The organism is Burkholderia sp. 4NA327C6, from assembly GCF_005502655.1.
GTDB lineage: Bacteria > Pseudomonadota > Gammaproteobacteria > Burkholderiales > Burkholderiaceae > Burkholderia > Burkholderia contaminans.
In genome coordinates, this window is sequence record NZ_SCNZ01000009.1 from 81371 (window position 1) to 107492 (window position 26122).

Here is a 26122-nt window from a genome sequence, read left to right on the forward strand (position 1 = left end):
AACGGCAACGGGACGCCGCGCGCCCCGTTGCCGCAACCGACCTTAGACCGCGTAGGTCTTGTCGTTCTTCGTCAGACTCCAGGCGCCTTGCGTGTTGCCGCCCTGGTTGCCGCCGATCTTCTGCTGGGTTTGCTTCCACTGCACAGCTGCGTACTTCAGCGAGAACGTCTCGAGCGGCAGACCTTCTTCGCGAACGCTCGGGGCGATGCTCGAGATGATCACGTACTTGAGCTTGACTTCCAGATACTGCACGCGCTTGCCTTCACCGTCAGCGCGCGAGAAATGGACCGTCACCTCGTCGAACGTGGTGCCGCCCGAAGCGTGTTGGTACAGCAGCGGGCTCGACGAATCGATTTCCTTCGTGAAGATCATGTCGCCGTGTTCGCAACGCGTCATCGTGTGACCGCCAGCGGTCGATGCGGTTGCCGAACGCGGCTGAACGATCGAGTGATCCCATGATTTCAGTTCGATCCAGCCCTGGTGGTCCTTGTCCGCGGATTCGCCCTTCACCGCGGGACTACCAAACTGCAAGTGCATATGTAACATGGCCCTTCGACTCCCCAAAGAGGTGGTTTTAACGTCCTACCCAGGCGGCCCGCCCGGGCGATCTACTCGCTTATGAATTTGCCGGTTTGGGCAGATCAGCGACAAGTCGCAGAGAAATCGAGAGTTCGTCGAGCTGAAAGTGCGGGCGCAGGAACGCGACCGAACGATACGAGCCCGGCTTGCCCGGAATCTCCGACACTTGTATGGATGCCTCGCGCAGCGGAAATTGCGCTTTCTGTTCCTGCGAGGCGTTGTCGTCGAGCAGGACGTACTGCGAAATCCACCGGTTGAGGAAAGTCTCCACGTTCTGCGCCGATGCGAAGCTGCCGATCTTGTCCCGCATCATCGCCTTCAGGTAGTGCGCGACGCGCGATACCGAGAAGATGTACTGAAGCTGGGCGGACAGGACGGCGTTCGCATTCGCGCTGTCGGTGCTGTATTTCTTGGGCTTCTGCACCGACTGCGCAGCGAAGAACGCGGCGTAATCTGAGTTCTTGCAATGGACGAGCGGGATGAAGCCGAGGTCGCTCAGCTCCTTCTCGCGGCGATCGGTGATCGCGATTTCGGTCGGGCACTTCAGCGCGACTTCACCGTCGTCGGTCTTGAACGTGTGGGTCGGCAGGTCCTCGACGAGGCCGCCGCCTTCGACGCCGCGGATCGCCGCGCACCAGCCGAAGTCGTCGAATGCGGCCGTCAGGCGCGCAGCGAACGCCCACGCGGCGTTGCACCACAGGTACTTGTCGTGGTCGGTGCCGTCGACGTCCTCGACGAAGTTGAAGTTCTCCGCGGTCTGGCCGTCCTTCGGATTGAACGGCAGGCGGCCGAGGAAGCGCGGCAGCGTCAGGCCGACGTAGCGCGAATCTTCGGCGTCGCGGAACGACTTCCACTTCGCATATTCGACCGTATCGAACACCTTGCCCAGGTCGCGCGGCTTGCCGAGGTCGGAGAACGACTCGAGGCCGAGCAGCTCGGGCGATGCCGACGCGATGAACGGCGCATGCGCGGCCGCTGCAACGTGCGACATCTGCTCGATGAAGTACATGTCTTCCGGCTGGCGCGAGATCTCGTAATCGCCGATCAGCGCACCGAACGGCGAGCCGCCGAACGTGCCGAATTCTTCTTCGTAGACCTTCTTGAACAGCGCGCTCTGGTCGAACTCGCTCGCGCCTTTGAAATCGCGCACGAGGTCGCGCTTCGGTGCGTGCAGCGCCTTGATCTTGATCGTCTGACCGGTGTTGCTTTCCTTGACCAGGTAGTCCATCCCGCGCCACGTGCTTTCGAGGCGCTGGAATTCCGGCGCGTGCATCACTGCGGAAAGCTGCGTGGAAATCAGGCGGTCCAGTTCCGCGACGCGCGCGTCGATCGTGGCCGACAGGTTGTCCGACACGATCACCGTGCCGTCGAGCACCTGGTGCACGAGTTCGCCGATCAGGTCCTTCGCACGCGCATGCTCGGAATCGGATTTCGCGACCTTGCTCTTCTCGACGATGTCGTCGAGCAGCGAAGTCCCGGCGGCGTATTCCGCGCCGCTCGCTTGGGCCGCAGCCGTTTGCTGGTTCATCTCAACACTCCGTCGTCATTCGCCGTCTTTGTCGCTGCCCGTGCCCTTCGCGAGCTCCTGCAGCTGCTGCGTGTTCTTCAGCACCTCGGACAGCAGATCCTCGAGCTTGTCGTTGCCGGCGAGCTTGTTGCGCAGGTCGGCGAGCTTCGAGCGCGCCTCGAGCAGGCGGCGCAGCGGCTCGACCTGTTCGACGACTTCGTCCGGGCTGAAATCCGACAGCGAACGGAACTTCAGGTCGACCGCGAACTTGCCGCCTTCCGGGCTCAGGCGGTTTTCCACCTGGAACGCGGCACGCGGCTCGATCGCCTTCATCACGTCGTCGAAATTGTCGCGATCGATGTTGACGAATTTACGGTCGCGCAGCTTCGGCTGCTCGATTTCGGACTGGCCCGCCAGATCGCCGACGACCCCGACGACGAACGGCAGTTCCTTCACCTCGATCGCATCGCCCTTCTCGACCTCGTAGGTCAATTGGACGCGCGGCGGCCGTATTTTCTGCAAGCTTTTCTGAATGCTTTCTTTCTTGGCCATCTCGACGGCTCCCAGGTTAGTTGTGGTTATCGCGTCAGTTTTGCGGTCAGTTGCGCAGTGCGCCGAACGGGTCCGCGCCGCCCTTCTGCGGCGTGGCGGGTGGCGTCGGCGTGCTGGTCGCCGCTGCTTCGGCCGCCGGTGCAGCGCCGTTCTTCGCACGATGAACGACACGGCGCGTCTGGCGCGGCTTCACGACCTTCGTTTCCGGCGGGAACAGCGCCGATTCGCCCAGCGTGTCGCGCAGCTGCTTCGCGAGCGCCTGTGCATCGGACTTCGCGTCACCCGCGAGCGACGAATCCTGGCGCAGCTCGCCGAGCGACTGCGTCGCGATCCGCAGGCCGGCCACGGCCAGCACGCTCTTCGCCTGACGGTCGGTCGCGTCGCGCTGCAGCGCTTCCTGCGCGGCAACGATTGCCTGACCGTAGTGGTTCTGGGCGAACTGGATTTGCGCGATGCGCGACCACGGCTCTTCGCGCGTCGGATCCGACTTCGCGAGCTGCTGATACAGGCCGAGGGCCTTGTCCTGATCCCCTGCCTTCGCAACTGCGTCCGCATCCGCCAGCGACTTGTTGAACACGTCGGCGGTCGGCGGCGCGGGGGGCTGGCTCGCACAGCCGGCGATCACGCCGCAAGCCACTACTACCCCAGACAGTTTTGCGAAGAGACGGTCTTTCATCGTTATATCCACCGGCGCGTGAGTTTTAAATCGTTGAGAATCTGGTTCTTTTGCTTTGCAAGAAGCGCGCGGGTATAGTACCGATCAATTTTTCATAATTCAATCGTCGTGTGAAGAGTAATTCCTTTTAAAACCGGGCGCTACCCCCTCCAATGGCCTCTCGCAGCGGGCTCGCAGCGATTTTTCTGGCGGCCGGAATGGGCAAGTTTTACTGGTTTCGCGACGTGCCGCCCGGGCGGCGGAAAAAATTTCCGGGCGCCTGCCATGACGCGGGCGTGCTTAATAGTTGAACGGTGCAATGCCGGGGATACGCAGCGAACGCGGAAATACCCGGCAGATTTGACAGGGATAAAAGGCAGCCCGCCGGAAATACGATGAGATCGCTGATGATTCGCTACGCGCTGCCACTGGTTGCCTGCGCCCTTCTGGCCGGATGCGCGGCCGCCCCGCTGCTCGGCTCCGCCGCGAGCGCCGTGATGTCCGCGGCCGGCATCGGCAAGCCCGAGGTACCCGACGCGCAGAAGCCCCCGCGCAACCTCGGCATCACGCTCGCCGCGGCGCCGAACCTGAATGCCGCGACCGACAACAAGCCGCTCGCGCTCGTCGTGCGACTCTATACGCTGAAGGACCCGACGTCGTTCCAGCAGGCGCCGTTCGACGCATTCACGGATCCGACCAAGGAAAAGGCCGCATTGGGCGCGGATCTGCTGAACGTGCGTGAAATCACGCTGATTCCGGGCCAGCGCTATACGGCGACCGAGAAGGTTTCGCGCGAGGCGCAGGCATTCGGCATCGTCGCGCTGTTCCGCGATCCCGCACTGCAACGATGGAAACTGACGTTCGACCCGGTGAAGTCGGAGAAATCCGGCATAATCATCGGCCTGCATAATTGCGCGATGACGGTCACCGACGGCACTGTCATCGCACCGCAACAGGGTGCGCCTTCACAACCGCTGAATTTGCTTTCTTCGGTCTCCTGCGGTTAAACAATGACGCACGAATGTCAATTAACAAGAGTTAACAATTGCCGATTTAATTCGGGCACGAACAAATCGATTACATCGCAACGCGACATTAACCGGATTTGACATGAGTTATTCGGCCAAGGTGCTGTGGGGGGAAGGGCTGTTCCTCCGGCCTCAACACTTTCAGCGGCAGGACGCGTACCACGAAGCGCGCCTGTTCGAATCGATCCAGGCGATCCAGCCGTACAACTGGGGCGTGCGCTCGGTGCGCATCGACCGCGACGCGCTCGGCAGCAACGTGCTGCGGGTGGCCGAGCTGGCGCTCGTGTTCCCGGACGGCGCGCTGTACGCGGCGCCGCAGGCCGACGACCTGCCGCCGCCGATCGCGCTGGACACGCTGCCTGACGGCATCAACGAATTCGTGTTCTATCTCGCGCTGCACCCGCTGCGCGAGAACGGCACCAACTACAGCGACGATCCGGCCGCCGGCTTCATGACGCGCTTCGTCAGCGAGCAGACGAGCGTCGGCGACAACTTCACCGACGCCGCCGAAGCCGACATCACGTTCCTGAAGACGCAGGTCAAGCTGATCGCGCACAGCGAACCGCGCGACCAGCTGCTGTCGGTGCCGCTCGTGCGCGTGCGCCGCACCGCGACGTCCGGTTTCGAGATCGACGACAGCTTCGTGCCGCCGTGCCTCGCGATCGACGCGTCGCCGATCCTCCACCAGCGGCTGCGCCAGCTCGTCGACGCGCTGCAGGCGAAGGTGAACGCGCTGTATGGCTTCCACCGTGAGCCGTCGAAGAACATCATCGAATTCCGCTCGGGCGACATCGCGTCGTTCTGGCTGCTGCACACCGCGAACGCCGCGTTCGCGACGCTCGCGCACCTGCACCAGCATTCGGCGCTGCACCCCGAGCGGCTGTTCCAGGAACTGCTGCGCCTCGCAGGTCAGCTGATGACGTTCTCGAAGGGCTACACGCTCGCCGACCTGCCGGTGTACCGCCATGACGATCCGGGCCCGAGCTTTGCACGTCTCGACCTGATGCTGCGCGAGCTGCTCGACACCGTGATCTCGACGCGCTACTTCGCGATCACGCTCGACGAGGTGCGCCCGTCGTTCCACCTCGGCCGCCTCGATTCCGGCAAGATCGACGACAAGACCGAGTTCTACCTGGCAGTGTCCGCGGACATGCCGAGCGTCGAGCTCGTCGATGCTGTGCCGGCCCGTTTCAAGGTCGGCGCACCCGACGACGTCGACAAGCTCGTGCTGTCGGCCATGCCCGGCGTGCGCCTCTCGTACACGCCGCAGGTGCCGCCGGCGATTCCGGTGCGCCCCGGCGCGTGCTACTTCGCGCTCGATTCGCGTAGCCCGCTGTACGAGCGCATGCTGCAGGCCCAGTCCGCGATGATCTACGCGCCGACTGGCATCAATGACCTGAAATTCGAACTGATCGCGGTCACATCATGAGCTACGCGCCTTCCCTGTTCGGCGACAACGCGCCGGCACCGCTGCACACCCCGGCGTCGACGGACGCCTCGTTCCAGGCCCGCTCGCTGCTCGACCTGCTGTACGACGGGTTCTTCATGCTGTTCCTGCTCAAGAACGGGCGGGAGCCGGAGAGCGCGGGCGAGTTCAGCACGCGCATCCAGGAATTCCTGTCGGACTTCGAGCGCGGCGCGAAGAAGCTGAATATCGCCGCTGAAGACGTGTACGGCGCGAAATTCGCGTTCTGCGCGGCGATCGACGAGATGGTGCTGTCGTCGCAGTTCAAGATTCGCACGGAGTGGGAACGCCGGCCGCTGCAGCTCGTGCTGTTCGGCGAGCAGCTCGCGGGCGAGAAGTTCTTCCAGTATCTCGAGGATTGTCGCGCGCAGGGTGCGGCGCGGCTGCAGTCGCTCGAGGTGTTTCATATGTGCCTGCTGCTGGGGTTCCAGGGGAAGTATCTGCTCGAGGGGCCGGAGAAGCTGGCTTACCTCACTGCGCGGCTGGGGGACGAGATTGCGCATATGAAGGGCAAGCGGGCGCCGTTTGCGCCGCATTGGCCGCTGCCGGATCAGATCGCGCACCGACTCAAGCGTGAGGTGCCGGTTTGGGCGATCGGGGCGGTTTTTGCGCTGGTTGCGCTGCTCGGGTATCTCGGGCTCAACACGTATCTGAAGGACAAGACGCTGCAGACGCTGGCGCCCTACTCCCAAGTCATCAAGGTCGGGCCGGAGTCGGCTAATTTGACGATTTCGTTGCCTTGAGGGGTGGGCTTCGCTCCGGCGCGGATGCTTCATGAAAAAAGGACCGCTTGGCGGTCCTTTTTTGTTTGCGACGTGCTCGCGGCGTGACGTCAAAACAGGATGAACGCGTCGTTGTCGACGTAGAACACGAACGCGTCGAATAACTGCGCCACGCTCGGTTCGTCGATCTGGTCGTGCGCGTTGATCACGATGTCCTCGATCGTCGCGCTGTCCAGCGTCACGTGCCAGCCGGGCTGCCGGGCAATGGCCGGCACTGCATCGTCTCCGGCATCTTTGGTGTCTTCGGAGAATGCCCCCTCCGTGTCGAGCGTCCATGGCATCGGGGGGAGGGAGAGCCATCCGGAGAAATCGCCCGGGCGTTCGAGAATGTGTTTCAGCGACACGACGGTCGCGGCGGTGGTCGACATGGGTAGTGCGGTTGTATCGAAGTGAATGCGGCACGGCCGCCGCAAGATCGCAGCGGCCGCGCGTGATTATGCCAATTCCACGCCAGCGCGATTGGCCGGTTGTCGTCGCAGGTCGATCTGCTGGTTGCCGGATGATCAGCAATGCACCTGATTTGCCGAGCCGGTCACGCGGTCCTGTTCAGATATTCGTCAAAACACTTTTCGCAGACAGGGACGAGCCCGTCAAAGACAGTCGCGTGCGCTTCTTCGAAATCCGGACCAAATGGTGTGTCACCAGGTTCCGGCAACCCGGACTGCTTCGCAATATCCACCGAAACAAAATATGAAATGTCGGCGAGCCCGCCTCCAAGCCAGTCGATGTCATAGCGGAACATCTGCAACCGCCCCGCGTCCTTCTTCATATCGGCCGCGATATCACTCGAAACATGCACCACGCCGGAAGCGCCGTGCGATTTACACAATATCCTGCCCATGCCTCACCCTATTGACGTCGCCCGTTCGCAAGCAACCATTTGATGGTTTCACGTGTCGTTGTCGGGACATTCTGCGCGCCGCCGGCCCGCAGAATGTCCCCGACGTGCGTCACGCAGCTGTTGGTATTTTTGTCATACACACCCTGGTCATGCCCCAGGCGCTTGGCCTGAGCCTGGTACGCCGAGGTGGCATCCGGCAAATCGACGTGAATCGTATTCTCAACCGTTGATGCCGGCGCCATATGCTGCCCGGTAATGATTGTATTTTGATCATCGTCGACGATCACCTGGTGCGTTCGCAACGTTCGCCCCGAATTCGGAACCACCTCGACATCGAAATGAGGCCCGAATTCACTTCGCGACTGCCGGACGATTGCTTTCCCGGGACACAGCCCGAGCGGATCGATCCATTGAGTCGGGTTCGGCGCATACTGATAAACGTTGATGCCCCCCGCCAATCCGATCGGATCGCGGCTGACGAAGCGGCCAATTTGTGGATCGTAGTAGCGGTAACGGTTGTATGCGAGTCCCGTCTCGTCGTCGACTTGCTGCCCCTGGAACCGCAACGAATTCTTCGGCGTGATTCCGGCCGCCTTCGACGCCTGCGCGATCACCTCCCGCGCTTCACCCCAGGCCTTGTACGACGCCTCCCACACCACCTCGCCGTAATCGTCGGTCAGCCATTGCGGCGTGCCAATCTGGTCGCAGTGGTAATAGAACAGCTTGGCGTTCGAGCGCCGCTCCGGCATCTTCTGCAGCGGATCGTCTTCCGGCACATAGCGATCGGTGCTCTTCCATTCCGGCGTCGCGATGCCCTCCACGGGCTCGGCCACGTACTGCGCAAGCGGTATGAACGTTGCCGGCTCATAGATGTAGTGCGTACCGCGCTCCGCGTTACTTTCATACGCGAGCATGTTGCCGTCCCAGCCGAACACGGTCCTCTCGCCGTTCACCTCTTTCGCAATCCGGCGGCCCAGCGCGTCGTAGAAATACCGCGACCGGCTCTGTCGCGATTTCTCGGCAACACTCGATGCCCGCAAGCGGTTGAATTCGTCCCATTCGAATGCCTGCTCTCCGTCGGGCGTCCGCTTGCGTACCGGGTTCCCGCGTGCGTCGTACTCGAAATGGATTCCGGCGTACGCCTTCAGCAGGTTGCCGAGCACCTTCGGCACCTCGATGGCCAACGTATTCTCCGGCCTGACCGGACTGGGTCGCGACGCGTTGCCGACCGGCTGCGCCGGATCGATTATGTTGCTCGCCGGATCGAACGCGAACCGTTCCTGTGCAACGGGACTGATGGCCTCGATCAGACGCCCGACCGGGTCGTATCGATAGTCGATTCCCCCCTTGCGGCTATCTTCGATGCGCGACAATTGCCCTGCCGCGTCGTAGCGATACCGACGCTCCGCCAGCGGCGCTGACGACGTCGAGCGCTGCAGCGTCTGCTGCAGCATCCGACCAGCCGGATCATAGGTCGTACGCTGCCCGACTTCGCTCGACAGCACTCGCATCGTCTCGCGATGCAGGTCATCGCGCTCGAACTGCACGCGCTCCTCGCCATCCAGCAGCATGCCGTGCACATGTCCCGAGCCATAGATCAGCCAGTCGATCGCATGACCGTCCGGTCGCACGGTCCGGCGCCGGTTGCCGAGTTCGTCGTATTCGTGGTGCCAGACATAGCTTCGCCGCTCGCCGAACAGATCGTAAGCATGATGCTCGCGCACCAGATTGCCGATCGGATCGAAGAAAAACTGCACCCGGCTGTATCGGTTCACCGCCTCGATCAGCCTGCCGCTCGGATCATAGGCGAAGCGCTCCTCACTCTCCCCAGAAGTGCGCCTCAGCAAGCGACCATTCACATCGAGCTCCAGCGTGGTCACGCATCCCGATTCGTCGACCGCAATGAGGCTGCCGCTTTCCTTGTCGCGCTCATAGCGGGTGGACTTCCCGTCAAAGCCGATTTGCTCGATCAATCGCCCTGCTTGATCGTAGCGGAGCTCATGTGTCGCGAAATTGGCATCCGTCAGCATCGACAATCGCCCGATCCGGTCATAGCGATACGTCAGCGTCTGTCCAAGCGCATCCGAACGGCTTGCGATCCGGCCGGCCGCGTCATAGCTGTACCCGATTGAACGATTCAGCTGGTCGGTATGCCGAAGCAAGCGGCCCTCGGCGTCGTGATGTACCTGCTCCAGCCCGGCAGGCGAGCGGATCTCGGCCAGTTGCCCGTTCTGGCCATAGCCATAGGCTGTCACCCCGCCCGCTGCGTCCGTCACCTCGATCACTCGACCGATGGCGTCATACCGCCATTCAGTCTTCTTTCCCGAGCAGTCCGTGTAGCTCGTCAGCTGCCCGGCGGGGTTGTATTCGATCGACTTCGAGCCGCCCTTGGCATCGGTGATCCGCGTTGGCAGCCCCTTGTCGTCGTAGCTGTACGCCGTCACCTGATCGAGCGGATCGATCATTTCGACCAGATTGCCCGCATCGTCGTACTTGCGATGCCACACGTATCCGCTCGGGTCGACGACGCGAACCATCTGATTCTTGTCGTCGTACGCCATTTCGACGACGCTGCCGTCCACACGTTCATGCCGCACCATATTGCCGCGTGCGTCGTACTCCATCCGCTCGATGCTGCCGTCCTGTCGAATATGCAGGACCAGGTTGTGATGCGCATCGCGCCGGAACCATTCCTCGTTGCCGTCGGCGTACACGATTCGGTACACGTACCCGTGGATATTGAAGTAATACCGCGTCATCTGACCCAGTGCATCGGTCACGTACGTGAGGCGAATGTTCGGATTCCACGCAATGCGGATGTCGAGGCTTCCGTCGTCCGCATATTCGCGGACACACTTCGCATTTGCATTGTCGTCCGCATCCGCGCCATCCCATTCGAGCGTCATCCCGCGCCCCGTACGGTCGGTATAGCGCGTCACGAGATGTCGATGGTATTGATAGGTCCGCGCATTGCCATGGCGATCGACCGCACGAACGAGATCCCCCGCCGAATCGTATTCGTAGCCCGCGAGCACGACGCGTTCGCCGTTCTTGAGCACCTGTTCGATTTGCAGGATCCGGCCATGCTTGTCGTGCTCGAACGCGAGCACATTGCCGCTCGCATCGATCAGTCGAGCAAGACGATCCAGCGAATCGTAGTCGAGCGTAATCGCGTTGCCGGCTCGATCCTTCTGCATCGCGAGCCGGAAGACATCGCCACGCCGCTCGTACACGTGCAGCGCGACGTGACCGTACGCAACCGTCACCCACCTATCGTCAAGACGCGACAACGTCAGTTTTTCGGACAGGTCATCGTGTACTTCGCCGGCCGCGAGCGCCCGATATTCGATGCTGCGCCCTTCTGCGTCGCGATAAATCCATTGACCGCCCTTGATATCGATACGGGTCGTATAGGGCGTGATCCACCGCGCCCCCAGCTCGCCACTGTCGTACGCGGAGAGCCTCGAACGGTACCTGCGCTCCCAGACGAGAGGCAATGCACCCGGCAATTCAAAATCCTTGTGCGAGAACGTTTCGTCCCCGAACGCGAAGTCGATCGACGCGGTCGACGACCCGCGCGGGCACCACTGGCAGCCGCTTTTTCCCGGCCCCTCCACCGGCGCCTGCACGTTGTTCGCCTCCAGCCCTTCCTGGCCCCTCGTCTTCCGCGCCTGCCCTTTCCCTCCGGGCTTGACCTCCGTGCTCTGCTCGTGCAGCTTCGAACGCGCCTTCACTCGGCCCACCGCCTCGATCAGTTGCAAGACGAGCCACATCATCTTGCCTTCCTCGCTGCCGGCCAGCGAACGAATCGACGACGCGACCTTCGGTGCTTCGGTTCGCAGGAACGCCACGATTGCGCGAAACGGCTCGAGCCACGAATCCGGTGCGAGCTTCGCCGCCGTCCCGACCGTCGCATTGCCGACCGTTTTGCCGAGCGCCTTGTAGCCCTCGTATGCAAATGCCAGCCCGTCCCCCACCCGGCTCGCGCTGTACCACGGCCGGTTGTCGCGCATCTTCTTCGCGAGCTGTTCGGCGCGCTTCAGGTTGCCGCTGTTGTCGAAGAGCTGACCGTGGAGGGCCCGTTCCATGCCGGTCGCGATTGCCCCCATCAGCTCCTCGGCCTTCGCCGCACACCCGTCGAGCAGTTTGACGAGCCCGTCCTTGAGCTTGTTCAGGAAGTCCTCGATCTCCGTCGCGCAGGTCGCGTTGATATGCGTGATGAGCACAGAAATGAGCGCCGCGCCGAGATTGCTGCGCGTGATCAGCAACTGGTTGCGCACGAGCGCGAGCAGCGGGCGCGCCGACATCCGGAACGGCGCGAGCGTAGGCGGAATCGGAATGATACCGATCAGGTTGATCGCGAGGCTCAGGTAATCGAGCACCTTCCCGCCGCGCTTCTGGACGATCTCGGCAATATCGCCAAGCGCGTCGATCGCCGCCATGATGTTGCCGACGATCGGCACCGCGCCGGCAACCGTCTTCACGTCTTCGAACGTGACGTGGTTGCCGCTGATCTTGCGCAACCACGCATCGAAGCGATTGCCGCCCTGCGCCACGTCCTTCGGAGAAACATCGCTGAGCCAGGTAACAGCCTGTTCCTTATCGGCACCCGGCGGAAGTTGTTGTGCCATGTCGTTCTTCGTTCAATTCGTTCTTTTCAAGGCGGCTGACAAGACACCGCCCTCTCAGGATTTCAGCGGTCCGCCAAACCCGCTCGTCGGGAGCTTCATGCCGGTGGCACCGGCAGCAGACGCCACCGTCGTGACGCCCTTCCCGGCGATCCCGGCAACACCCGGCAGCGCACCCTGCAGTGCTCCGGAAGCCGCATTCGCCACCGGTGCGGCCAGCGCCGCAAGGCCGCCCTGCCGCGCGGTCTGCACCATCCCGGCCACCTGCTTCGCGGCGCTGCCCAGGCTCGAAGCCGTCTGCAAGGCAGACACCGCACCCGCCCCGCCCAGCGCACCTGCCGCCGCCGGCAACGCGGAACTCGCCAGTCCGCCCAACGCCGCACCGGCACCACCGCCGCTCACGAGCCCCATCGCAGCCGTCGCCGCGGCAGGCGCCATCCCTTGCAACTGGCTGGCTAGCTGCCCCGTCGCCGCAGCCTGTGCAGCCTCCGGCGACGGCTCGATCGGCTCCGCCGGCCACTTCGCCTGCTTGAAGTAATTCGCCGGCTGATCCGACTCGCGCGGATCCTTGCCGAACTCGACGCGCACCGCGCCGGGCGGCAGCCCGCTCACGACCGTATACCCGCCGTTGTCGAGCGCACCCTTCTTGAGCACTGCGCCGTTCACGTCTCTCACCGTGAACAACCCGCCCTTGACCGCCTCGCCGTTCACATACTTGTGGAACAACTCCAGTTGCCCCGGCTGATCCGGTCGCGGGCTCGGCAGCGGATAACCCATGCTCGCCGGCCCCGCGAACGTATGCGACGCGCCCTTCACATCGATCGCACCGGGTGCATGAATCTCGATGTTTCCACCCTGGATCCGGATATATCCGCCACCGCTCGTCAGCAGGATCCCCTGATCGGCCGCGATCTCGATCCGGTCCGTCGCCGACACCACCTTCACCGCCTTTTGCGCGGTCACCTCGATGTTGTCCGACTGTGCCTGGATCTCCACCTTGCCCTTGCCCGCGAACAGCTTCATCCCAGCGTTCTGCACGAACAGGCTCAGCTTCTGCCCGATGCTCCCGATCAGCGACTTGCCCGCCGCAACGTGCACGCTCTGCCCGCTCGCCACGTTCACGTGATCGTTCGCGACCACATGCACCGACTGCTGCGTCGACATCCCGATCCCCGACGGGCTGCCGAACAGCATCACCGGCTCCTTGAACGCGTTCGCGTTACCCGTGCCGCCGCCTGCCGTGCGCCCGCCGGACGCGCTGCCCGATGCACTGTCCTGCGTCGCATCCGTGAACGCGCGCATCGTGTCCTGCGCGTCCTTCATGCTTTCGGCCTGGTGCTGCTCGCTCACGTCCGACATCGCCTCGACGAGGCTCTCGCCCGTCACGAGCTGCTGCTGCGCTTCCTTCACGTCGAGCGGCTGGCTGTTCGCCGCCTTCGGATGCGTCGTCACGTACAGGCCCTGGCTCGCGCGCACCGCGCCGTACGCATCCGAGCGCAGATCGAACCCGCTGCCAAGATACGACCCGCGCGAATTGCCGTTCTGGTCGATGATGTAGCCCAGATGCAGCAGGCTGTTCGCGCTGCTGCTCATCAGCTGCACGCGGTTCTGCCCGGTCGCGTCGTCCATCACGAGCTGGTTGTAGCCGCCGCCCGAATACTCCTTCGACCGATACCCGGACAGGATCCCGTCGGTATGCCACTGCGGCTGGTTCGCGCCGTTGTACACACGCCCGACCGCGAGCGGCCGGTCGCAGTCGCCGCCGACGTAGTCGATCAGCACTTCCTCGCCGATGCGCGGCACGTGCACGCCGCCGTAGCCGCCGCCCGTATCCGACTGCACGACGCGCACCCAGCATGACGCGTTCTCGTCGCCCGGGTTCATCCGGTCCCACACGAACTGCACGCGAATCCGGTTCAACGTGTCGGTATAGACCTCTTCGCCCTGCGGCCCGACGACGATCGCCGTCTCGAGGTGCATCTCGGGCTTGTCATGCTCGAACGGGCTGCGATACGGCACACTCACGCGTTGCGCTTCGACTTCGGCGAGATAGAAGCCGACCGAACCGTCATGGTGCGGCACGCGAAACGCGGGATCGGCGCCGTGGCCCTCCTGCACCTGCGCCAACGCTTCGCGCAGACTGTATGGAAAGTCCGCGGCATCGCTCGCGACAGGCAGGTTGTTCTCGATCCACCACGCCACCTCGATCGCGGCGAATTCGCGCTGATCGGCGGGATCACGATCGTGCTCGGGATGATCGGCCAGCGTGAAGCGCCGGCCGGCGTCGATCGCGCGCACACCGCCCACACCATGGAACCGCTTCGCCCGCGACTCCCATTCCTCCATCTTGACCTTCGTCAGATGGTCGCCGCGCGTCTGGTCGAGATAGGTGTAGGCGCCCGTGTATTCGTAGACTTCGAGCTGATCGGGCAACTCGCCCTGGCCGCCCATCGTCGGCAGCGACGTACCTTTCGGGTTCGACGGCTGCGAAGGATTCTTGTAGTCGAATGTCCGCGTCGATCGCGTGACGCTCTGCAGCGTGCGCGTGCCCGACCATTGCGTGAACGCGTCGGCTTCGCTGACCGTGCCGCTGCGATAAAACCGCACGGTTTCCGGCGACAGCGGCGCGAAGGCCTGCAGGTTGTCGGTGATCACGAGCGTATGCGACTTGCCGTCGTCGGCCTGCTGCCATGCGCAGTAGAGCCCCTCGTTCTCCATCAGCCGATGCACGAAATGCCAGTCGGTGTCGTGCTGGCGCGTGTAGGAGCGGTTCGGCAGCGGCTTCGACAGCGCAAACCGGAAATGGCCCTGCGCCTGCGGATGCTGGTTCAGCACGTCGCTGATGATCTGGTCGACGGTCGTGTCGTTCCAGAGCCGCTGATCGCGACGGAACTTCAGGAAGTGGGTGAAATCGGCAAACGTGAGTTGATAGGTCGTGAGCCCACCGTCGGCACCGAGCCGGCGCGCGGTGTGCACGTACCCGTTGATCGGCCGGTAGCCGAGATCGCCCTGCTGGATCCACAACGTGACGGGCTGCGCGATCAGCTTTTTAAGTTCCACATCGCTGTCGGTCGACAGCACATCGAGCGTGAACTCGTACGCGCGCCCGATACGTGAGCGACCGACTGCCCGCTGCACGGTCAGGACGTTGGGCCCCAATGGCGTATCGAACTTCAGCAACCGGTCCTGCTGAAGCAATCCGCCGCGTAGGGCGGCGATTGAATTCTGCATGTTCATGAACGGCCTTTTTTCTTTTGACGCGCCCTCGGATGGCGCAGTGTTCGATTTCTCCCGCGCGATTTTACAGAAAAATTACGGCACGATTTGGAAAAACGACCTGATTTAAAAGAACATTTTCTCGACAATCGAAGCCGGTCCGTGCGGGCCTCGCGGGCCGGTTGCGCGCCGCCAACCGGCCCGTGACGATCCCATCTGCTGTGTGTCGTCTGCAGCCCCCCATGAAATCGCTTTCAATCAGGGCCAATTCGACTTCCGGCGCGGCCCGGTTGCGAGTAGTGTCTACGTGCCCGTATTGCGGCCCGCCGCGCCCACCCGGCGCCCGGCGCTCACCCCAACACCACGCTGTCCACTGGAGATCTGCAATGAAACGTTCGAAGTTCCTGCTGTCGGGCCTGCTGCTCGCATCGGCCCTCGGCTTCACGGCCGTCGCCGCGCACGCGGAAGACCTGCTCGACTCGGTGAAGAAAGCCGGCGTGCTGCGCGTCGGCCTCGAAGGCACGTATCCGCCGTTCAACTCACGCGGCACGTCGGGCCAGCTCGAAGGCTTCGATGTCGACATCGCGAACGCGGTCGCCGGCAAGCTCGGCGTGAAGACGCAGTTCATCCCGACCGAATGGAGCGGCATCATCGCGGGCCTGCAGGCCGGCAAGTTCGACGTGATCGTCAATCAGGTCACGATCACGCCGCAGCGCAAGGAAGTGCTCGACTTCAGCGAGCCGTACACGTATTCGGCCGCCCAGCTGATCCAGCGCAAGGACGACTCGCGCAACTTCAAGTCGCTCGACGACTTCAAGGGCAAGAAGCTCGGCGTGACGCTCGGCACCAACTACGACCAGATGGCGCGGACCGTGCCGGGCATCGAGGTTCAGACGTATCCGGGCGCGCCGGAGAAGCTGCGCGACCTCGCCGCGGGCCGGATCGAGGCGACGCTCGACGACCGCCTGATGCTGCCGTACATGATCAAGACGTCGAACCTGCCGCTGCGCGCGGGCGCGGTGCTTAACGGCGGCAAGCAGGAAATGGCGATCCCGTTCCGCAAGGGCAACCCGAAGTTCGAGAAGGCGATCAACGATGCGCTCGACTCGCTGCACAAGGACGGCACGTTGAAGAAGATCTCGATGCACTGGTTCGGCAGCGACGTGACCGTGCCGGTCGCGCAGTAAGCGGCCCGGCGCTTCAACGCGTCACGTCCTTCGTTCCGACGAAGGCGTGACGCTGCCCTTCAAGCCGCTTCGTCGAAGCGCGCCAGCAGCATCTGGCCGATCGGTGTCAGCGCCGGGTGCGCGGCCACGGCATTCATGCGTACCTGCGTATCGTCGACCAGCCGCTTCTCGACCAGCACGGCAAAGGCCGGATTCGACGGATCGACGCTGTCCGGCGCACGCGCGACGCGCAGCAGCATCGAGAATTCATGCGGACTCAGCATGGTCCCTGTCTCCTGATCGTCCGTGGTCCAGTTCGAACCGTCGTCGATCGTATTTTCGAATGAAATGGCGCGATGCATGACCGCTGCGCCGCCGGGAGCGAGATCCCGGTCGGCCCCCACCTGCGACTTGGGCACGTCGTCGCGAGCGGGTTGCGCACGTTCCCGGTCCGGCGGTGCCGCCGCGACGGGAACGTGCAACGTTATGGGCGCGCCATGACGCGACCGTGACAGGAAACGGGGTGCAAATCGGGGCGCGTCACACGCCGCTTCGGTTCGATGCCGCCCCCGATTGACGAAGACGGGCCGCATCGCCTGTCAGGCCGTCAGGTGCCCGCTCGCGGCCCGTTTCGCACCCTTCATCGCGGATCGACCGAATACGGGAAACTCCCATGCTCCGCTCCGTTCGCATGGCGCATGCAGCGCACGACCACATTCAGCGCGCGCCCGAGCGTCATCCCGACGAGCACGCCCCATACCGCGAACGACACCATCACGAAGCCGCCCGTCGCCGCCCACGGTGCATGCACGGCGACCGCGTAATGGATGCCGGTTTCGGCGACGAACGTCAGCATCAGCGTGACGAGCAGGCTCGCGTCGCCGGGCAGGCGCACGCGCAGGCCCGACGAGGCCCGGCGGTACGCGAGCCGCCACCGGCTCGCGTGCAGCCAGCCCAGCGCCGCGCCGCCCAGGACGGCTGCCAGCGCGATCGCATTCGCGTCGACACCCGCATGCGGAAAAAGTCCGTTCAGGCTGGCGATGCCGAGCATCCCGAACGCGACCGGCGAGATCAACGGTCGGACAGCCGGCACCTCGCGCGGGAAACAGCGCTTGATGCCGATATAGAGCAGCACGCAGAACATCACGTACACGTAAGGCTTCAGGTGAAGGAGCGCGGACATGGTCGGAGTCGCCTGATCGGATGGACACGGCAACACCGTACTGCCCGATCGCGGCAGGCGGCGGGGCTTGCGACGGGCGGCCGGAATTCGCGGACGAGTGGCGCGTCGCGACGATGATCGTTCGGCTGATCGGGCAGACCGATGCGCCCACGAATCCGGAGGCCGGCAACTTCCGAACCGAAAAGTCGGCCTTCGACGAGCCGGCCGACGCTTCATGCTCGACGCGAAACCAGCCACGCCCGGTGTCCTTCCGCAGCCCCTTCCACTACACTCGTGACGGAAACCGGCCAACCATCGGCAGCGGAAGCGCTTCGTCGAGGCCGCGCACCGTTCGTCGCAATGCGTGCGCAGTCGGGCCGTCCGGCAGTAAGGTCAGACCATCAGCGCATCGCGCGCCATCCTCACCCGATACCATGCGAGCCACGTCCGACCCTTCGCCGATTCCGCAGCCACCCGCCGGCGCCGAGCCGCGATTGCTGCGCGATCCGGCCGCACTGCTCGCGTTCGCGTGCTTCAACTCGGTCGTCGGCCTGGGTTTCTGGGCGCTCCATTTCCAGCAGCCGCTGTTGCCCGACCTTGTCGTCGCCAACGCGATCGGCTTCTCCGCGCTGCTGCTCAGTCACGCCGCCGACTGGCTCCTGCCGCGCAAGCCGGGGCTCGCGCTCAAGGCCATCGTGATCGCACCGGCCAGCGTGCTCATCGGTTTCGAGATCACGGCAGCGCTCACCAGCGGAAACGTGCCGCACGTGTTCGGGCGCGCCCGCATCGGCACGTGGGACAACTACGGGCCGTCGTTCCTCATCTCGGCGATCCTGTTCGTGTGCGTGTCGCTGTTCCTGCAGTCGATGCGCATGCGCGCGACGCTCGAGACCGAGCGCCGCGAAGCCGCCGAAGCCCGCCAGGCCGAGACGGCGGCGCGCCTGGCGTTGCTGCAGGCGCAGATCGAACCGCACTTCCTGTTCAATACGCTCGCGAACGTGCAGAGCCTGATCGAGCGCGATCCGGCCCGCGCGTCGACGATGCTCGACAGCCTGAACCGCTACCTGCGTGCGAGCCTGCGACGCACGCGCGATGCGACGTCGACGCTTGGCGACGAGCTCGAGCTCGTCGACGCGTTGCTGAAGATCGCGTCGATCCGGCTCGGCGAGCGGCTTTCATATGCGATCGACGTGCCGGCGGATCTGCAGGCACTGCCGTTCTCGCCGCTGCTGCTGCAACCGCTCGTCGAGAATGCGCTGCTGCACGGGATCGAGCCGTCGATCGACGGCGGCGTGATCGTGATTCGCGGCAGGATGCGGGGCGACTGCATGGAACTGAACGTGATCGATACGGGCGTCGGCCTCGGCAATGGCAACTCGCGCCTGCATGGCGGCGTCGGCCTTGCCAACGTCGCCGCGCGCATCCGGACGCTGCACGGCGAGCGCGGCCGCGTCTCAGTCGAGACGAACGCCGCCGCCGCGCATGGCGTCACTGCGACCCTCCTGATTCCGATCGACTGACATGCCGACCGCCCTCATCGCCGACGACGAACCAAACCTGTCCGCCTCGCTTGCGCAGCGGCTCGGTCAGCTCTGGCCCGAACTGGACATCGTCGCGATGCCGCGCAACGGCATCGAAACGCTGGCCGCACTGAACGCGTCGCCGCGCCCGGACATCGCGTTTCTCGACATCCGGATGCCCGGCATCGACGGCCTGAAGCTCGCGGCGCTGGCACCCGACGTGCACGTCGTGTTCGTCACGGCCCACGACGAATACGCGGTCGATGCGTTCGATCGTGCGGCGGTCGACTACCTGCTGAAGCCGGTGACCGACGAGCGGCTGCTGCGCTGTATCGCGAAGCTGCAGCGCGGCGGCCCGGCGCTTGCGCATGCCGATGCGCTCGCGCAGGCGGTGCAAACGCGGGACGCGGCGCCGATCCGCTGGCTGACGGTAGGCGTGAAGGATGCAACGCGGCTCGTCTCGGTCGATGACGTGCTGTATTTCCAGGCTTCGGAGAAATACACGGAAATCGTGACGGCCAGCGAACGGCTCGTGATTCGCACGCCGCTGAAGGAGCTGATGCAGCGGCTCGATCCCGAGCGGTTCGTGCAGGTGCATCGCGGCGTGATCGTTGCGTACGCAGCGATCGATCGTGTCGAGCGCGATCTGTTGGGAAGGTTGCGGATTCGCGTGAACGGGCAGCGGGAGATGCTGCCGGTCAGTCGGGCGTATGCGGGGTTGTTCAGGCAGATGTGATGCAGATCGGGCGGGGGATGCCTGTTCAGCAGCCCCGCTGGAAACTGGCCTGAAAACGACGAAGGGCTACGAGACAAGATCTCGTAGCCCTTCGTTCAATGTGGTGCGGCTGCAGGACTCGAACCCGCCACCTGATGATTACAAGGCACTTGAAAAAATCAACGATTACAGTGAATTAGCTGTATTTCGCGTTTCCAAAACTACAGACTATGCCGGCTTGTCAGCCTTATCTGTCGGGGCTTTGGTTCGAATTGGAAGCGCCTGCCCGCCGCGGTTTCAGCAGTTTTGCCCTGGTTTCGTTAGCCGCCTTCCACCACGTCCTAATCCAAGCGATGGCTACCCGCTCGGTTCGCGATGAAGTTTGCATGTTTGCGTAAACAAAGGAGCTCAGCGTTTCCGCCAACTTGTCACTCGCGTAATTACTTGTAATTGATTTGGAAAGGCGTCTAACCGATTCTTATATCGTTACGTAGATGTCCGACAGGCTTCGAAGTTAGATGGATATCGGACTTTATATAACGATATGTTTTCGATAATCGCGATCACTTACGAGGTTAAAAATGACTGAACTGGTAAACGAAGTGACAATCGTATATGCTGGCTACGGCTATCTTAACCAGACAATCGATGTCACCAATGGCATCAAAACGGAATTCGCCGAAGGGGCACGCACTTTTTTGGCGACCAATCGATTCGGAGATCCCGCCAAAGGCAAAACCAAGGCACTGTATGCTATCTGGAAGTATGGGTCGGGCCCCCTCCAATCCGGAGTATCATTTGAAGGCTCGAAGGAAGGATTTACGATCCAATTGACGTAACGATCGAAATAGTCCTTTGATATCACCCCAATGGTTTGGTGACGCTTCCGCCACCAAACCATTTTCAATTACGTGACGAATTGACTTTCTATAAAATATATAGTTCCAGATAATTCCAATCGCAGTTGATTACCGGACTCGCGTCACCGGATATTGGGAGTGCGGCGTCTAGCGTCAGGAGTGTCCGGCCAGGGGTAATCGTCATTTTCGTGCAAAATCTGGCAGTTTCGCCGCAAAGCCTTATGTAGCGAGGCCTTAGTGCCGATTCTGACTATCGTCGGCCAGTACTCGGAGCATTCGGGACCGGCGCTATTGTGAGCGGCCCATTATTGTGACCGAACCGAGCACAAAGGACAGGAAGCGCCGATGCTGCATAACTAAGGCACATGGAAGTACATACCGAAACCGCCCTGACGCCCCCGCGCTGCAGAAGTCTGCTGCGGCGCATGTACGACCTGTTCCTGTCCGGGCCCGCTGCCGTCATCGGCGATCGCGAGCTCGATACGCTCGCGCCGGGCGACGTCGCCACGATCTGGCGCACGACGGTAGAGAAGCGCGGCGTCGTGACAGCGAACCGCACGAAGGCCGGGCTGTCGCTGGTCCTGAACTGCGGGCGGCTGTGGGGCATGATGGCAATCGCGAACCCGTGCGCCGGCGTGCGCAGGAAGAAGGAGACCGGGCGCCGGGACGCCCTCATCGATGACGAGCTGTATGCGGCCGTCTATGCCGCGCCCTACCAACCGCTGTGCAACGCGATGGATCTGGCCAATCTCTGCGTACAACGCCCCTCGGACATCCTGCGCATGCAGCGCGCCAACATTGTGCGGGCATCTTCTTCCGCACACAAAAGACTGGAGCATTGTCAACGTACAGATTACGGGCGCCCTCGCGGCGCTGTTTGAGCGACTGCTCGCCTGGCGCGGTTCGAAGGTCGACCTCTCGCCCCACCTCTTGCGCGACCAAAAAGGCTACCCACTTTGGAAGGGCAAGCTGCCTTCACGCTTCGACAAGGCGACGTTTCCATTCCGCGATCTCCGCGCGCGCGGCGTGACGCACAAGACGAACCATGAAGGATTGGAAGTCGGGCAGCGCCTGGCGGGTCACAGCGGACCGGGCGTGACGGCGCGTTACGTGCGCGGCACACGGCCGGTTAAACCGTTTCGCCGACGCGCATTGGAAACATGAGAGGGTATTGGAAACGCGAAGGGGCTACGCAAACATCGCGTAACCCCTTGCTGGATATGGTGCCGGCTGCAGGACTCGAACCCGCCACCTGATGATTACAAATCAACTGCTCTACCAGATGAGCTAAGCCGGCGTAGCGCGAGATTCTACCTCATTTCACGATCTTGAGGCGAGGTCTGCTGCCACCTTTTGAACCGTCGCCATCGCCGTCCGTCTTCGGCGGCTCGTCGGCGCCTTCGGAGGGCTCCTCGTTCGCGCCGCTGTCGGCCACCGGTGTCAAGACGGCCGGCGTTTCGTCGCGCTGCGCATCATCCGTCTGCGGCGCATCTTCATCGAACGCGCCCGAATCCGCGCCTTCACCCGCGACCGCATCGACCTGGAACGCCATGCCCTGCCCGTTCTCGCGCGCATAGATCGCGAGCACGTTGGCAACCGGAATCTCGATCTTGTGCGCCTTCCCGGAGAACCGGGCCGTGAACTCGATCCACTCGTTGCCCATCTGCAACTGGCTCGTCGCCTCGAAGCTGATGTTGAGCACGATCTCGCCGTCACGCACGAACTGACGCGGCACGCGCGTCGAGTTGTCGACCCTCACCGCGATATGCGGCGTGTAACCGTTATCGGTGCACCACTCGTACAACGCGCGCAGCAGATAAGGCTTCGTTGAAATCTCTTGCATCACAATCCTCGAACCCGGAGCGGGGGCGCGGCACGCCGCGCCGCCCTCTCCGTCATGCACTCATTGCACCATCAACGACGCATGACCTTTTCGGACGGCGTCAGTGCTTCGATGTAGGCCGGACGGCTGAAGATCCGCTCGGCGTACTTCATCAGCGGCGCGGCGTTCTTCGACAGCTCGATGCCGTAGTGATCCAGACGCCACAGCAGCGGCGCGATCGCGACGTCGAGCATCGAGAATTCTTCGCCGAGCATGTACTTGTTCTTCACGAAGATCGGCGCGAGCTGCGTCAGGCGATCGCGAATCGCGAGGCGTGCCTTCTCGTGGTTCTTCTCTGCTGCCTTGCCCTTCTCGTTCTCGAGCGTGCTGACGTGGACGAACAGTTCCTTCTCGAAATTGAGCAGGAACAGGCGTGCACGTGCGCGCTGCACGGGATCGGCCGGCATCAGTTGCGGATGCGGGAAGCGCTCGTCGATGTACTCGTTGATGATGTTCGATTCGTACAGGATCAGGTCGCGTTCGACCAGGATCGGTACCTGACCGTACGGGTTCATCACCGAAATGTCTTCCGGCTTGTTGAACAGGTCGACGTCACGGATTTCGAAATCCATGCCCTTCTCGAACAACACCAGCCGGCAACGCTGGGAGAACGGGCAAGTTGTGCCGGAATACAGAACCATCATGTTTGCGTTTCCTCAAAAAAGCCGAGGGCCGGCACGCGGCGAACTCCTTGCGGGGTTCCACCTTGCGCCGGCCCCACGCCGGTCAGGCGTGATTACTTGATATCTTTCCAGTACGCGGCATTGAGCCGCCAGGCCAGGAAAGTCAGAACACCGAGAAAGATCAGCACCCATACGCCGAGGCGTTTGCGGGTCTGCTGAGCCGGCTCGGACATCCAGGTCATGTACGCCACCAGGTCGGCAACCGCAGAATCATAATCCACCGCGGATAGTGTCCCCGGTGTGACCTGCTGGAAGCCGACGAGCGTATGGACCTTCTCGCCCGTCTCCTCGTCCGTCTTGTCTTCGAATTTGGCGGTGCGCTGCCCCTGCAGCTGCCACAGTACATGAGGCATGCCGACGTTCTCGAACACCGCGTTGTTCCAGCCGCTCGGCCGCGTATCGTCGCGGTAGAAACTCCGCAGATACGTATACAGCCAGTCGCGGCCGCGCGCACGCTCCTCGACCGACAGGTCGGGCGGCGAGGTGCCGAGCCAGTTCTTCGCGTCTTCGGGCCGCATCGCAACGGACATCGTGTTGCCGACCTTGTCGGTCGTGAACAGGAGATTCTTTTCGATCTCCTTCTGGGATATGCCCAGATCCGTCAGACGGTTGTAGCGCATCAGGTTCGCGCTGTGGCAGTTCAGGCAATAGTTTACAAACAATTGCGCGCCGTGCTGAAGCGAAACGAGATTTTCCGTGTTATCGGGCGCCCGGTCGAGCGGAAAATTACCTTCCGCCCGAACCGCCGGCGCCACCAGCAGCGCACAGGCGGTCGCCCCGATCAGCGCGAGTGTCGAAAGCAGTTTCTTCATGTCGTTCTCTCCTCGCTCACGTTAATGGGGCTTGAAGCGCACCCGCTCCGGCGGCTGCTTGAACGTGCCAAGCGGCGTCCAGACGGGCATGCCGAGGAAGAACGCGAAGTAGATCAGCGCACAGGCCTGCGCGATCAGTGTCGAGGCCGGCGATGGCGGCCGCGTGCCCAGGAACCCGAGGGTCAGGAACGCCACGACGAAGATCCCGAGGAACACCTTGTGGAACAGCGGCCGGTAGCGGATCGACTTCACCGGGCTGCGGTCGAGCCACGGCAGGAAGAACAGCGTGATCACCGCCGACCCCATCACGACGACGCCCCAGAACTTCGACTCCGTCAGGTACATGAACACGACGATCGCCGCGGCCAGCACCGGCAGGCCGACCTTCCACTTGCCGCGCGCGCGGATCAGCGCGAGCACGCCGAGCAGCACGATCACGATCATCAGCACGATCTTGAACGGGTCGGTGGTCGCGCGCAGCATCGCGTAGAACGCGGTGAAGTACCAGACCGGCGCGATCTCGGGCGGTGTCTGCAGCGGGTTCGCCGGGACGAAGTTGTTCGCCTCGAGGAAGTAGCCGCCCATTTCCGGCGAGAAGAACACGATCAGCGCGAACACCATCAGGAATACGCACACGCCGAGGAAATCGTGCACCGAGTAGTACGGGTGGAACGGGATGCCGTCGAGCGGAATGCCGTTTTCGTCCTTCTTCGCCTTGATCTCGATGCCGTCCGGGTTGTTCGAGCCCACTTCGTGCAGCGCAACGAGGTGCGCGATCACGAGGCCGACCAGCACGAGCGGAATTGCGATCACGTGGAACGCGAAGAAGCGGTTCAGCGTGACGTCCGACACGACGTAGTCGCCGCGAATCCACAGCGACAGGTCGGGGCCGACGAACGGGATCGCCGAGAACAGGTTCACGATCACCTGCGCGCCCCAGAACGACATCTGGCCCCACGGCAGCAGGTAGCCGAAGAACGCCTCGGCCATCAGGCACAGAAAGATCGCGCAGCCGAAGATCCATACGAGCTCGCGCGGCTTGCGGTACGACCCGTAAAGCAGCCCGCGAAACATGTGCAGATAAACGACCACGAAGAACATCGACGCGCCCGTGGAGTGCATGTAGCGGATCAGCCAGCCCCACGGCACCTCGCGCATGATGTACTCGACCGACGCGAACGCGAGCGTCGAATCGGGCTTGTAGTTCATCGTCAGGAAGATACCCGTGACGATCTGGTTGACGAGCACCAGCAGTGCGAGGGAGCCGAAGAAGTACCAGAAGTTGAAGTTCTTCGGCGCGTAGTACTCGGAAACGTGCTTCTTCCAGGTGGACGTGAGCGGGAAGCGCTGATCGATCCAGCCGGTGAGACCTGTCGTGGAGACTTCCTTGTTGTCGGCCATCACGCTTCTCCTTTCTCGTCCTTGCCGATCACGAGGGTCGTTGCCGACGTGAACATGTAGGGCGGGATGTCGAGATTCTGAGGCGCCGGTTTGTTCTTGAACACACGGCCGGCGAGGTCGTAGGTCGAACCATGGCACGGGCAGAGGAAGCCGCCCGGCCAGTCGTCCGGCAGGTTCGGCTGCGGACCCGGCGTGAAGCGTTGGCTTGGCGTGCAGCCGAGGTGCGTACACACGGCCATCACGACGAGAATGTTCTTGCGATCGGCCCGCGCGCGATATTCGTTCGCGCAATACGCGGGCAACGGCATCGTATAGGGCTTTTCGGTGGTCGGATCGGCCACTTCCTTGTCGGCCTTGACCACGTCGGCCAGCATTGCGTCGGTGCGGTTCAGGATCCACACCGGCTTGCCGCGCCACGGAACGGTCACCATTTCACCGGGCTTCAGCCCGCTGATGTCGACTTCGACCGGTGCACCGGCCGCTTTCGCTTTCGCGGACGGCGCAAGCGACGCCGCGAAAGGTATGACGGTGGCTACGCCTCCCACGCCACCTGCTACGGATGTCGCAATCAGCCAGGTACGGCGGCCGCTGTCGACGCGTTTCTCTTCCTTGTCTCGCATCACACGCCCCACTTCTGAGTTGGATTTTCCGTCACGACTTTTCATTCC

The 26122-nt window shown here is 62.9% G+C and carries 24 protein-coding genes and 1 tRNA gene; 9 read left to right on the forward strand and 16 right to left on the reverse strand.

Annotated features, from left to right (window positions below):
- Nucleotides 1–42: 42 nt before the first annotated feature.
- The 4 genes from FFS49_RS11840 to FFS49_RS11855 form a co-directional block, all read right to left on the reverse strand.
- Nucleotides 43–546 (reverse strand): type VI secretion system tube protein Hcp, encoded by a 504-nt coding sequence (locus tag FFS49_RS11840; protein WP_006477093.1) that lies wholly within the window; start codon nucleotides 544–546, stop codon nucleotides 43–45.
- Nucleotides 547–616: 70 nt separating this feature from the next.
- Nucleotides 617–2107 (reverse strand): type VI secretion system contractile sheath large subunit, encoded by a 1491-nt coding sequence (gene tssC / locus FFS49_RS11845; RefSeq protein WP_006477094.1) that lies wholly within the window; start codon nucleotides 2105–2107, stop codon nucleotides 617–619.
- A 15-nt stretch (nucleotides 2108–2122) separates the two neighbouring features.
- Complete coding sequence (gene tssB, locus FFS49_RS11850; RefSeq protein ID WP_027783377.1) at nucleotides 2123–2638, reverse strand: type VI secretion system contractile sheath small subunit; 516 nt, start codon at nucleotides 2636–2638, stop codon at nucleotides 2123–2125.
- Between the two features lie 46 nt (nucleotides 2639–2684).
- Entirely contained in the window at nucleotides 2685–3314 is a 630-nt protein-coding gene (locus FFS49_RS11855) for a tetratricopeptide repeat protein (RefSeq protein ID WP_105816476.1), read from the reverse strand.
- A 374-nt stretch (nucleotides 3315–3688) separates the two neighbouring features.
- Here FFS49_RS11855 and tssJ point away from each other — a divergent pair, with 374 nt between their 5' ends.
- The 3 genes from tssJ (at nucleotide 3689) to icmH (ending at nucleotide 6529) form a co-directional block, all read left to right on the forward strand.
- Nucleotides 3689–4300: a type VI secretion system lipoprotein TssJ gene (gene tssJ, locus FFS49_RS11860; RefSeq protein ID WP_011350757.1), complete on the forward strand. Its 612-nt coding sequence runs from the start codon at nucleotides 3689–3691 to the stop codon at nucleotides 4298–4300.
- Nucleotides 4301–4403: 103 nt separating this feature from the next.
- Nucleotides 4404–5750 (forward strand): type VI secretion system baseplate subunit TssK, encoded by a 1347-nt coding sequence (gene tssK / locus FFS49_RS11865; protein ID WP_039352024.1) that lies wholly within the window; start codon nucleotides 4404–4406, stop codon nucleotides 5748–5750.
- Nucleotides 5747–6529 carry a type IVB secretion system protein IcmH/DotU gene (gene icmH, locus FFS49_RS11870; protein WP_105816475.1) on the forward strand — a complete coding sequence of 261 codons (783 nt, stop codon included), beginning with the start codon at nucleotides 5747–5749 and terminating at the stop codon, nucleotides 6527–6529. The genes tssK and icmH overlap by 4 nt, the downstream gene beginning before the upstream one ends.
- Nucleotides 6530–6618: 89 nt before the next feature.
- Here icmH and FFS49_RS11875 read toward each other — a convergent pair whose 3' ends face one another.
- The 4 genes from FFS49_RS11875 to FFS49_RS11890 form a co-directional block, all read right to left on the reverse strand.
- On the reverse strand, nucleotides 6619–6936 hold the full coding sequence (locus tag FFS49_RS11875) for a hypothetical protein (protein WP_105816474.1): 318 nt from the start codon (nucleotides 6934–6936) through the stop codon (nucleotides 6619–6621).
- Between the two features lie 164 nt (nucleotides 6937–7100).
- Entirely contained in the window at nucleotides 7101–7409 is a 309-nt protein-coding gene (locus FFS49_RS11880) for a hypothetical protein (RefSeq protein WP_105816473.1), read from the reverse strand.
- An 8-nt stretch (nucleotides 7410–7417) separates the two neighbouring features.
- Entirely contained in the window at nucleotides 7418–12040 is a 4623-nt protein-coding gene (locus FFS49_RS11885; protein WP_105816472.1) for an RHS repeat-associated core domain-containing protein, read from the reverse strand.
- Nucleotides 12041–12094: 54 nt separating this feature from the next.
- Complete coding sequence (locus tag FFS49_RS11890; RefSeq protein WP_105816471.1) at nucleotides 12095–15274, reverse strand: type VI secretion system Vgr family protein; 3180 nt, start codon at nucleotides 15272–15274, stop codon at nucleotides 12095–12097.
- A 365-nt stretch (nucleotides 15275–15639) separates the two neighbouring features.
- Here FFS49_RS11890 and FFS49_RS11900 point away from each other — a divergent pair, with 365 nt between their 5' ends.
- Nucleotides 15640–16440, forward strand: a complete 801-nt coding sequence (locus FFS49_RS11900) for a transporter substrate-binding domain-containing protein (RefSeq protein ID WP_105816470.1) — start codon at nucleotides 15640–15642, stop codon at nucleotides 16438–16440.
- A gap of 59 nt (nucleotides 16441–16499) precedes the next feature.
- Here FFS49_RS11900 and FFS49_RS11905 read toward each other — a convergent pair whose 3' ends face one another.
- Together FFS49_RS11905 and FFS49_RS11910 are read right to left on the reverse strand one after the other, a co-directional pair.
- Nucleotides 16500–16703: a hypothetical protein gene (locus FFS49_RS11905; protein WP_039366802.1), complete on the reverse strand. Its 204-nt coding sequence runs from the start codon at nucleotides 16701–16703 to the stop codon at nucleotides 16500–16502.
- Nucleotides 16704–17059: 356 nt separating this feature from the next.
- The gene (locus FFS49_RS11910; protein WP_105816469.1) at nucleotides 17060–17602 is read right to left on the reverse strand and encodes a hypothetical protein; all 543 of its coding nucleotides are present in this window, start codon (nucleotides 17600–17602) and stop codon (nucleotides 17060–17062) included.
- Between the two features lie 413 nt (nucleotides 17603–18015).
- On the opposite strand from FFS49_RS11910, the gene FFS49_RS11915 reads away from it, so the two are divergent.
- From FFS49_RS11915 to FFS49_RS42375, 5 genes are all read left to right on the forward strand, one after another.
- Nucleotides 18016–19101, forward strand: a complete 1086-nt coding sequence (locus tag FFS49_RS11915) for a histidine kinase (protein ID WP_224755860.1) — start codon at nucleotides 18016–18018, stop codon at nucleotides 19099–19101.
- A gap of 1 nt (nucleotide 19102) precedes the next feature.
- Nucleotides 19103–19837, forward strand: coding sequence for a LytTR family DNA-binding domain-containing protein (locus tag FFS49_RS11920; protein ID WP_105816468.1), 735 nt, complete (start codon nucleotides 19103–19105; stop codon nucleotides 19835–19837).
- A gap of 560 nt (nucleotides 19838–20397) precedes the next feature.
- A complete protein-coding gene (locus FFS49_RS11925) occupies nucleotides 20398–20655 on the forward strand; it encodes a hypothetical protein (protein WP_124473431.1) in 258 nt (85 codons plus the stop codon).
- A 386-nt stretch (nucleotides 20656–21041) separates the two neighbouring features.
- A complete protein-coding gene (locus tag FFS49_RS11930; RefSeq protein WP_105816467.1) occupies nucleotides 21042–21557 on the forward strand; it encodes a hypothetical protein in 516 nt (171 codons plus the stop codon).
- Between the two features lie 49 nt (nucleotides 21558–21606).
- Nucleotides 21607–21840 (forward strand): integrase, encoded by a 234-nt coding sequence (locus FFS49_RS42375; RefSeq protein ID WP_082138526.1) that lies wholly within the window; start codon nucleotides 21607–21609, stop codon nucleotides 21838–21840.
- Between the two features lie 57 nt (nucleotides 21841–21897).
- Here FFS49_RS42375 and FFS49_RS11940 read toward each other — a convergent pair.
- The 6 genes from FFS49_RS11940 to petA form a co-directional block, all read right to left on the reverse strand.
- Nucleotides 21898–21973, reverse strand: a tRNA-Thr gene (locus FFS49_RS11940).
- 18 nt (nucleotides 21974–21991) lie between these two features.
- On the reverse strand, nucleotides 21992–22519 hold the full coding sequence (locus FFS49_RS11945; RefSeq protein WP_105816466.1) for a ClpXP protease specificity-enhancing factor: 528 nt from the start codon (nucleotides 22517–22519) through the stop codon (nucleotides 21992–21994).
- Nucleotides 22520–22590: 71 nt separating this feature from the next.
- Nucleotides 22591–23202: a glutathione S-transferase N-terminal domain-containing protein gene (locus FFS49_RS11950; RefSeq protein ID WP_006400565.1), complete on the reverse strand. Its 612-nt coding sequence runs from the start codon at nucleotides 23200–23202 to the stop codon at nucleotides 22591–22593.
- Between the two features lie 92 nt (nucleotides 23203–23294).
- Nucleotides 23295–24053 carry a cytochrome c1 gene (locus FFS49_RS11955; RefSeq protein ID WP_039366615.1) on the reverse strand — a complete coding sequence of 253 codons (759 nt, stop codon included), beginning with the start codon at nucleotides 24051–24053 and terminating at the stop codon, nucleotides 23295–23297.
- Between the two features lie 21 nt (nucleotides 24054–24074).
- The gene (locus FFS49_RS11960; protein ID WP_105816465.1) at nucleotides 24075–25457 is read right to left on the reverse strand and encodes a cytochrome bc complex cytochrome b subunit; all 1383 of its coding nucleotides are present in this window, start codon (nucleotides 25455–25457) and stop codon (nucleotides 24075–24077) included.
- Nucleotides 25454–26074 carry a ubiquinol-cytochrome c reductase iron-sulfur subunit gene (gene petA, locus FFS49_RS11965; RefSeq protein ID WP_039366620.1) on the reverse strand — a complete coding sequence of 207 codons (621 nt, stop codon included), beginning with the start codon at nucleotides 26072–26074 and terminating at the stop codon, nucleotides 25454–25456. The genes FFS49_RS11960 and petA overlap by 4 nt, the downstream gene beginning before the upstream one ends.
- Between the last annotated feature and the right edge of the window lie 48 nt (nucleotides 26075–26122).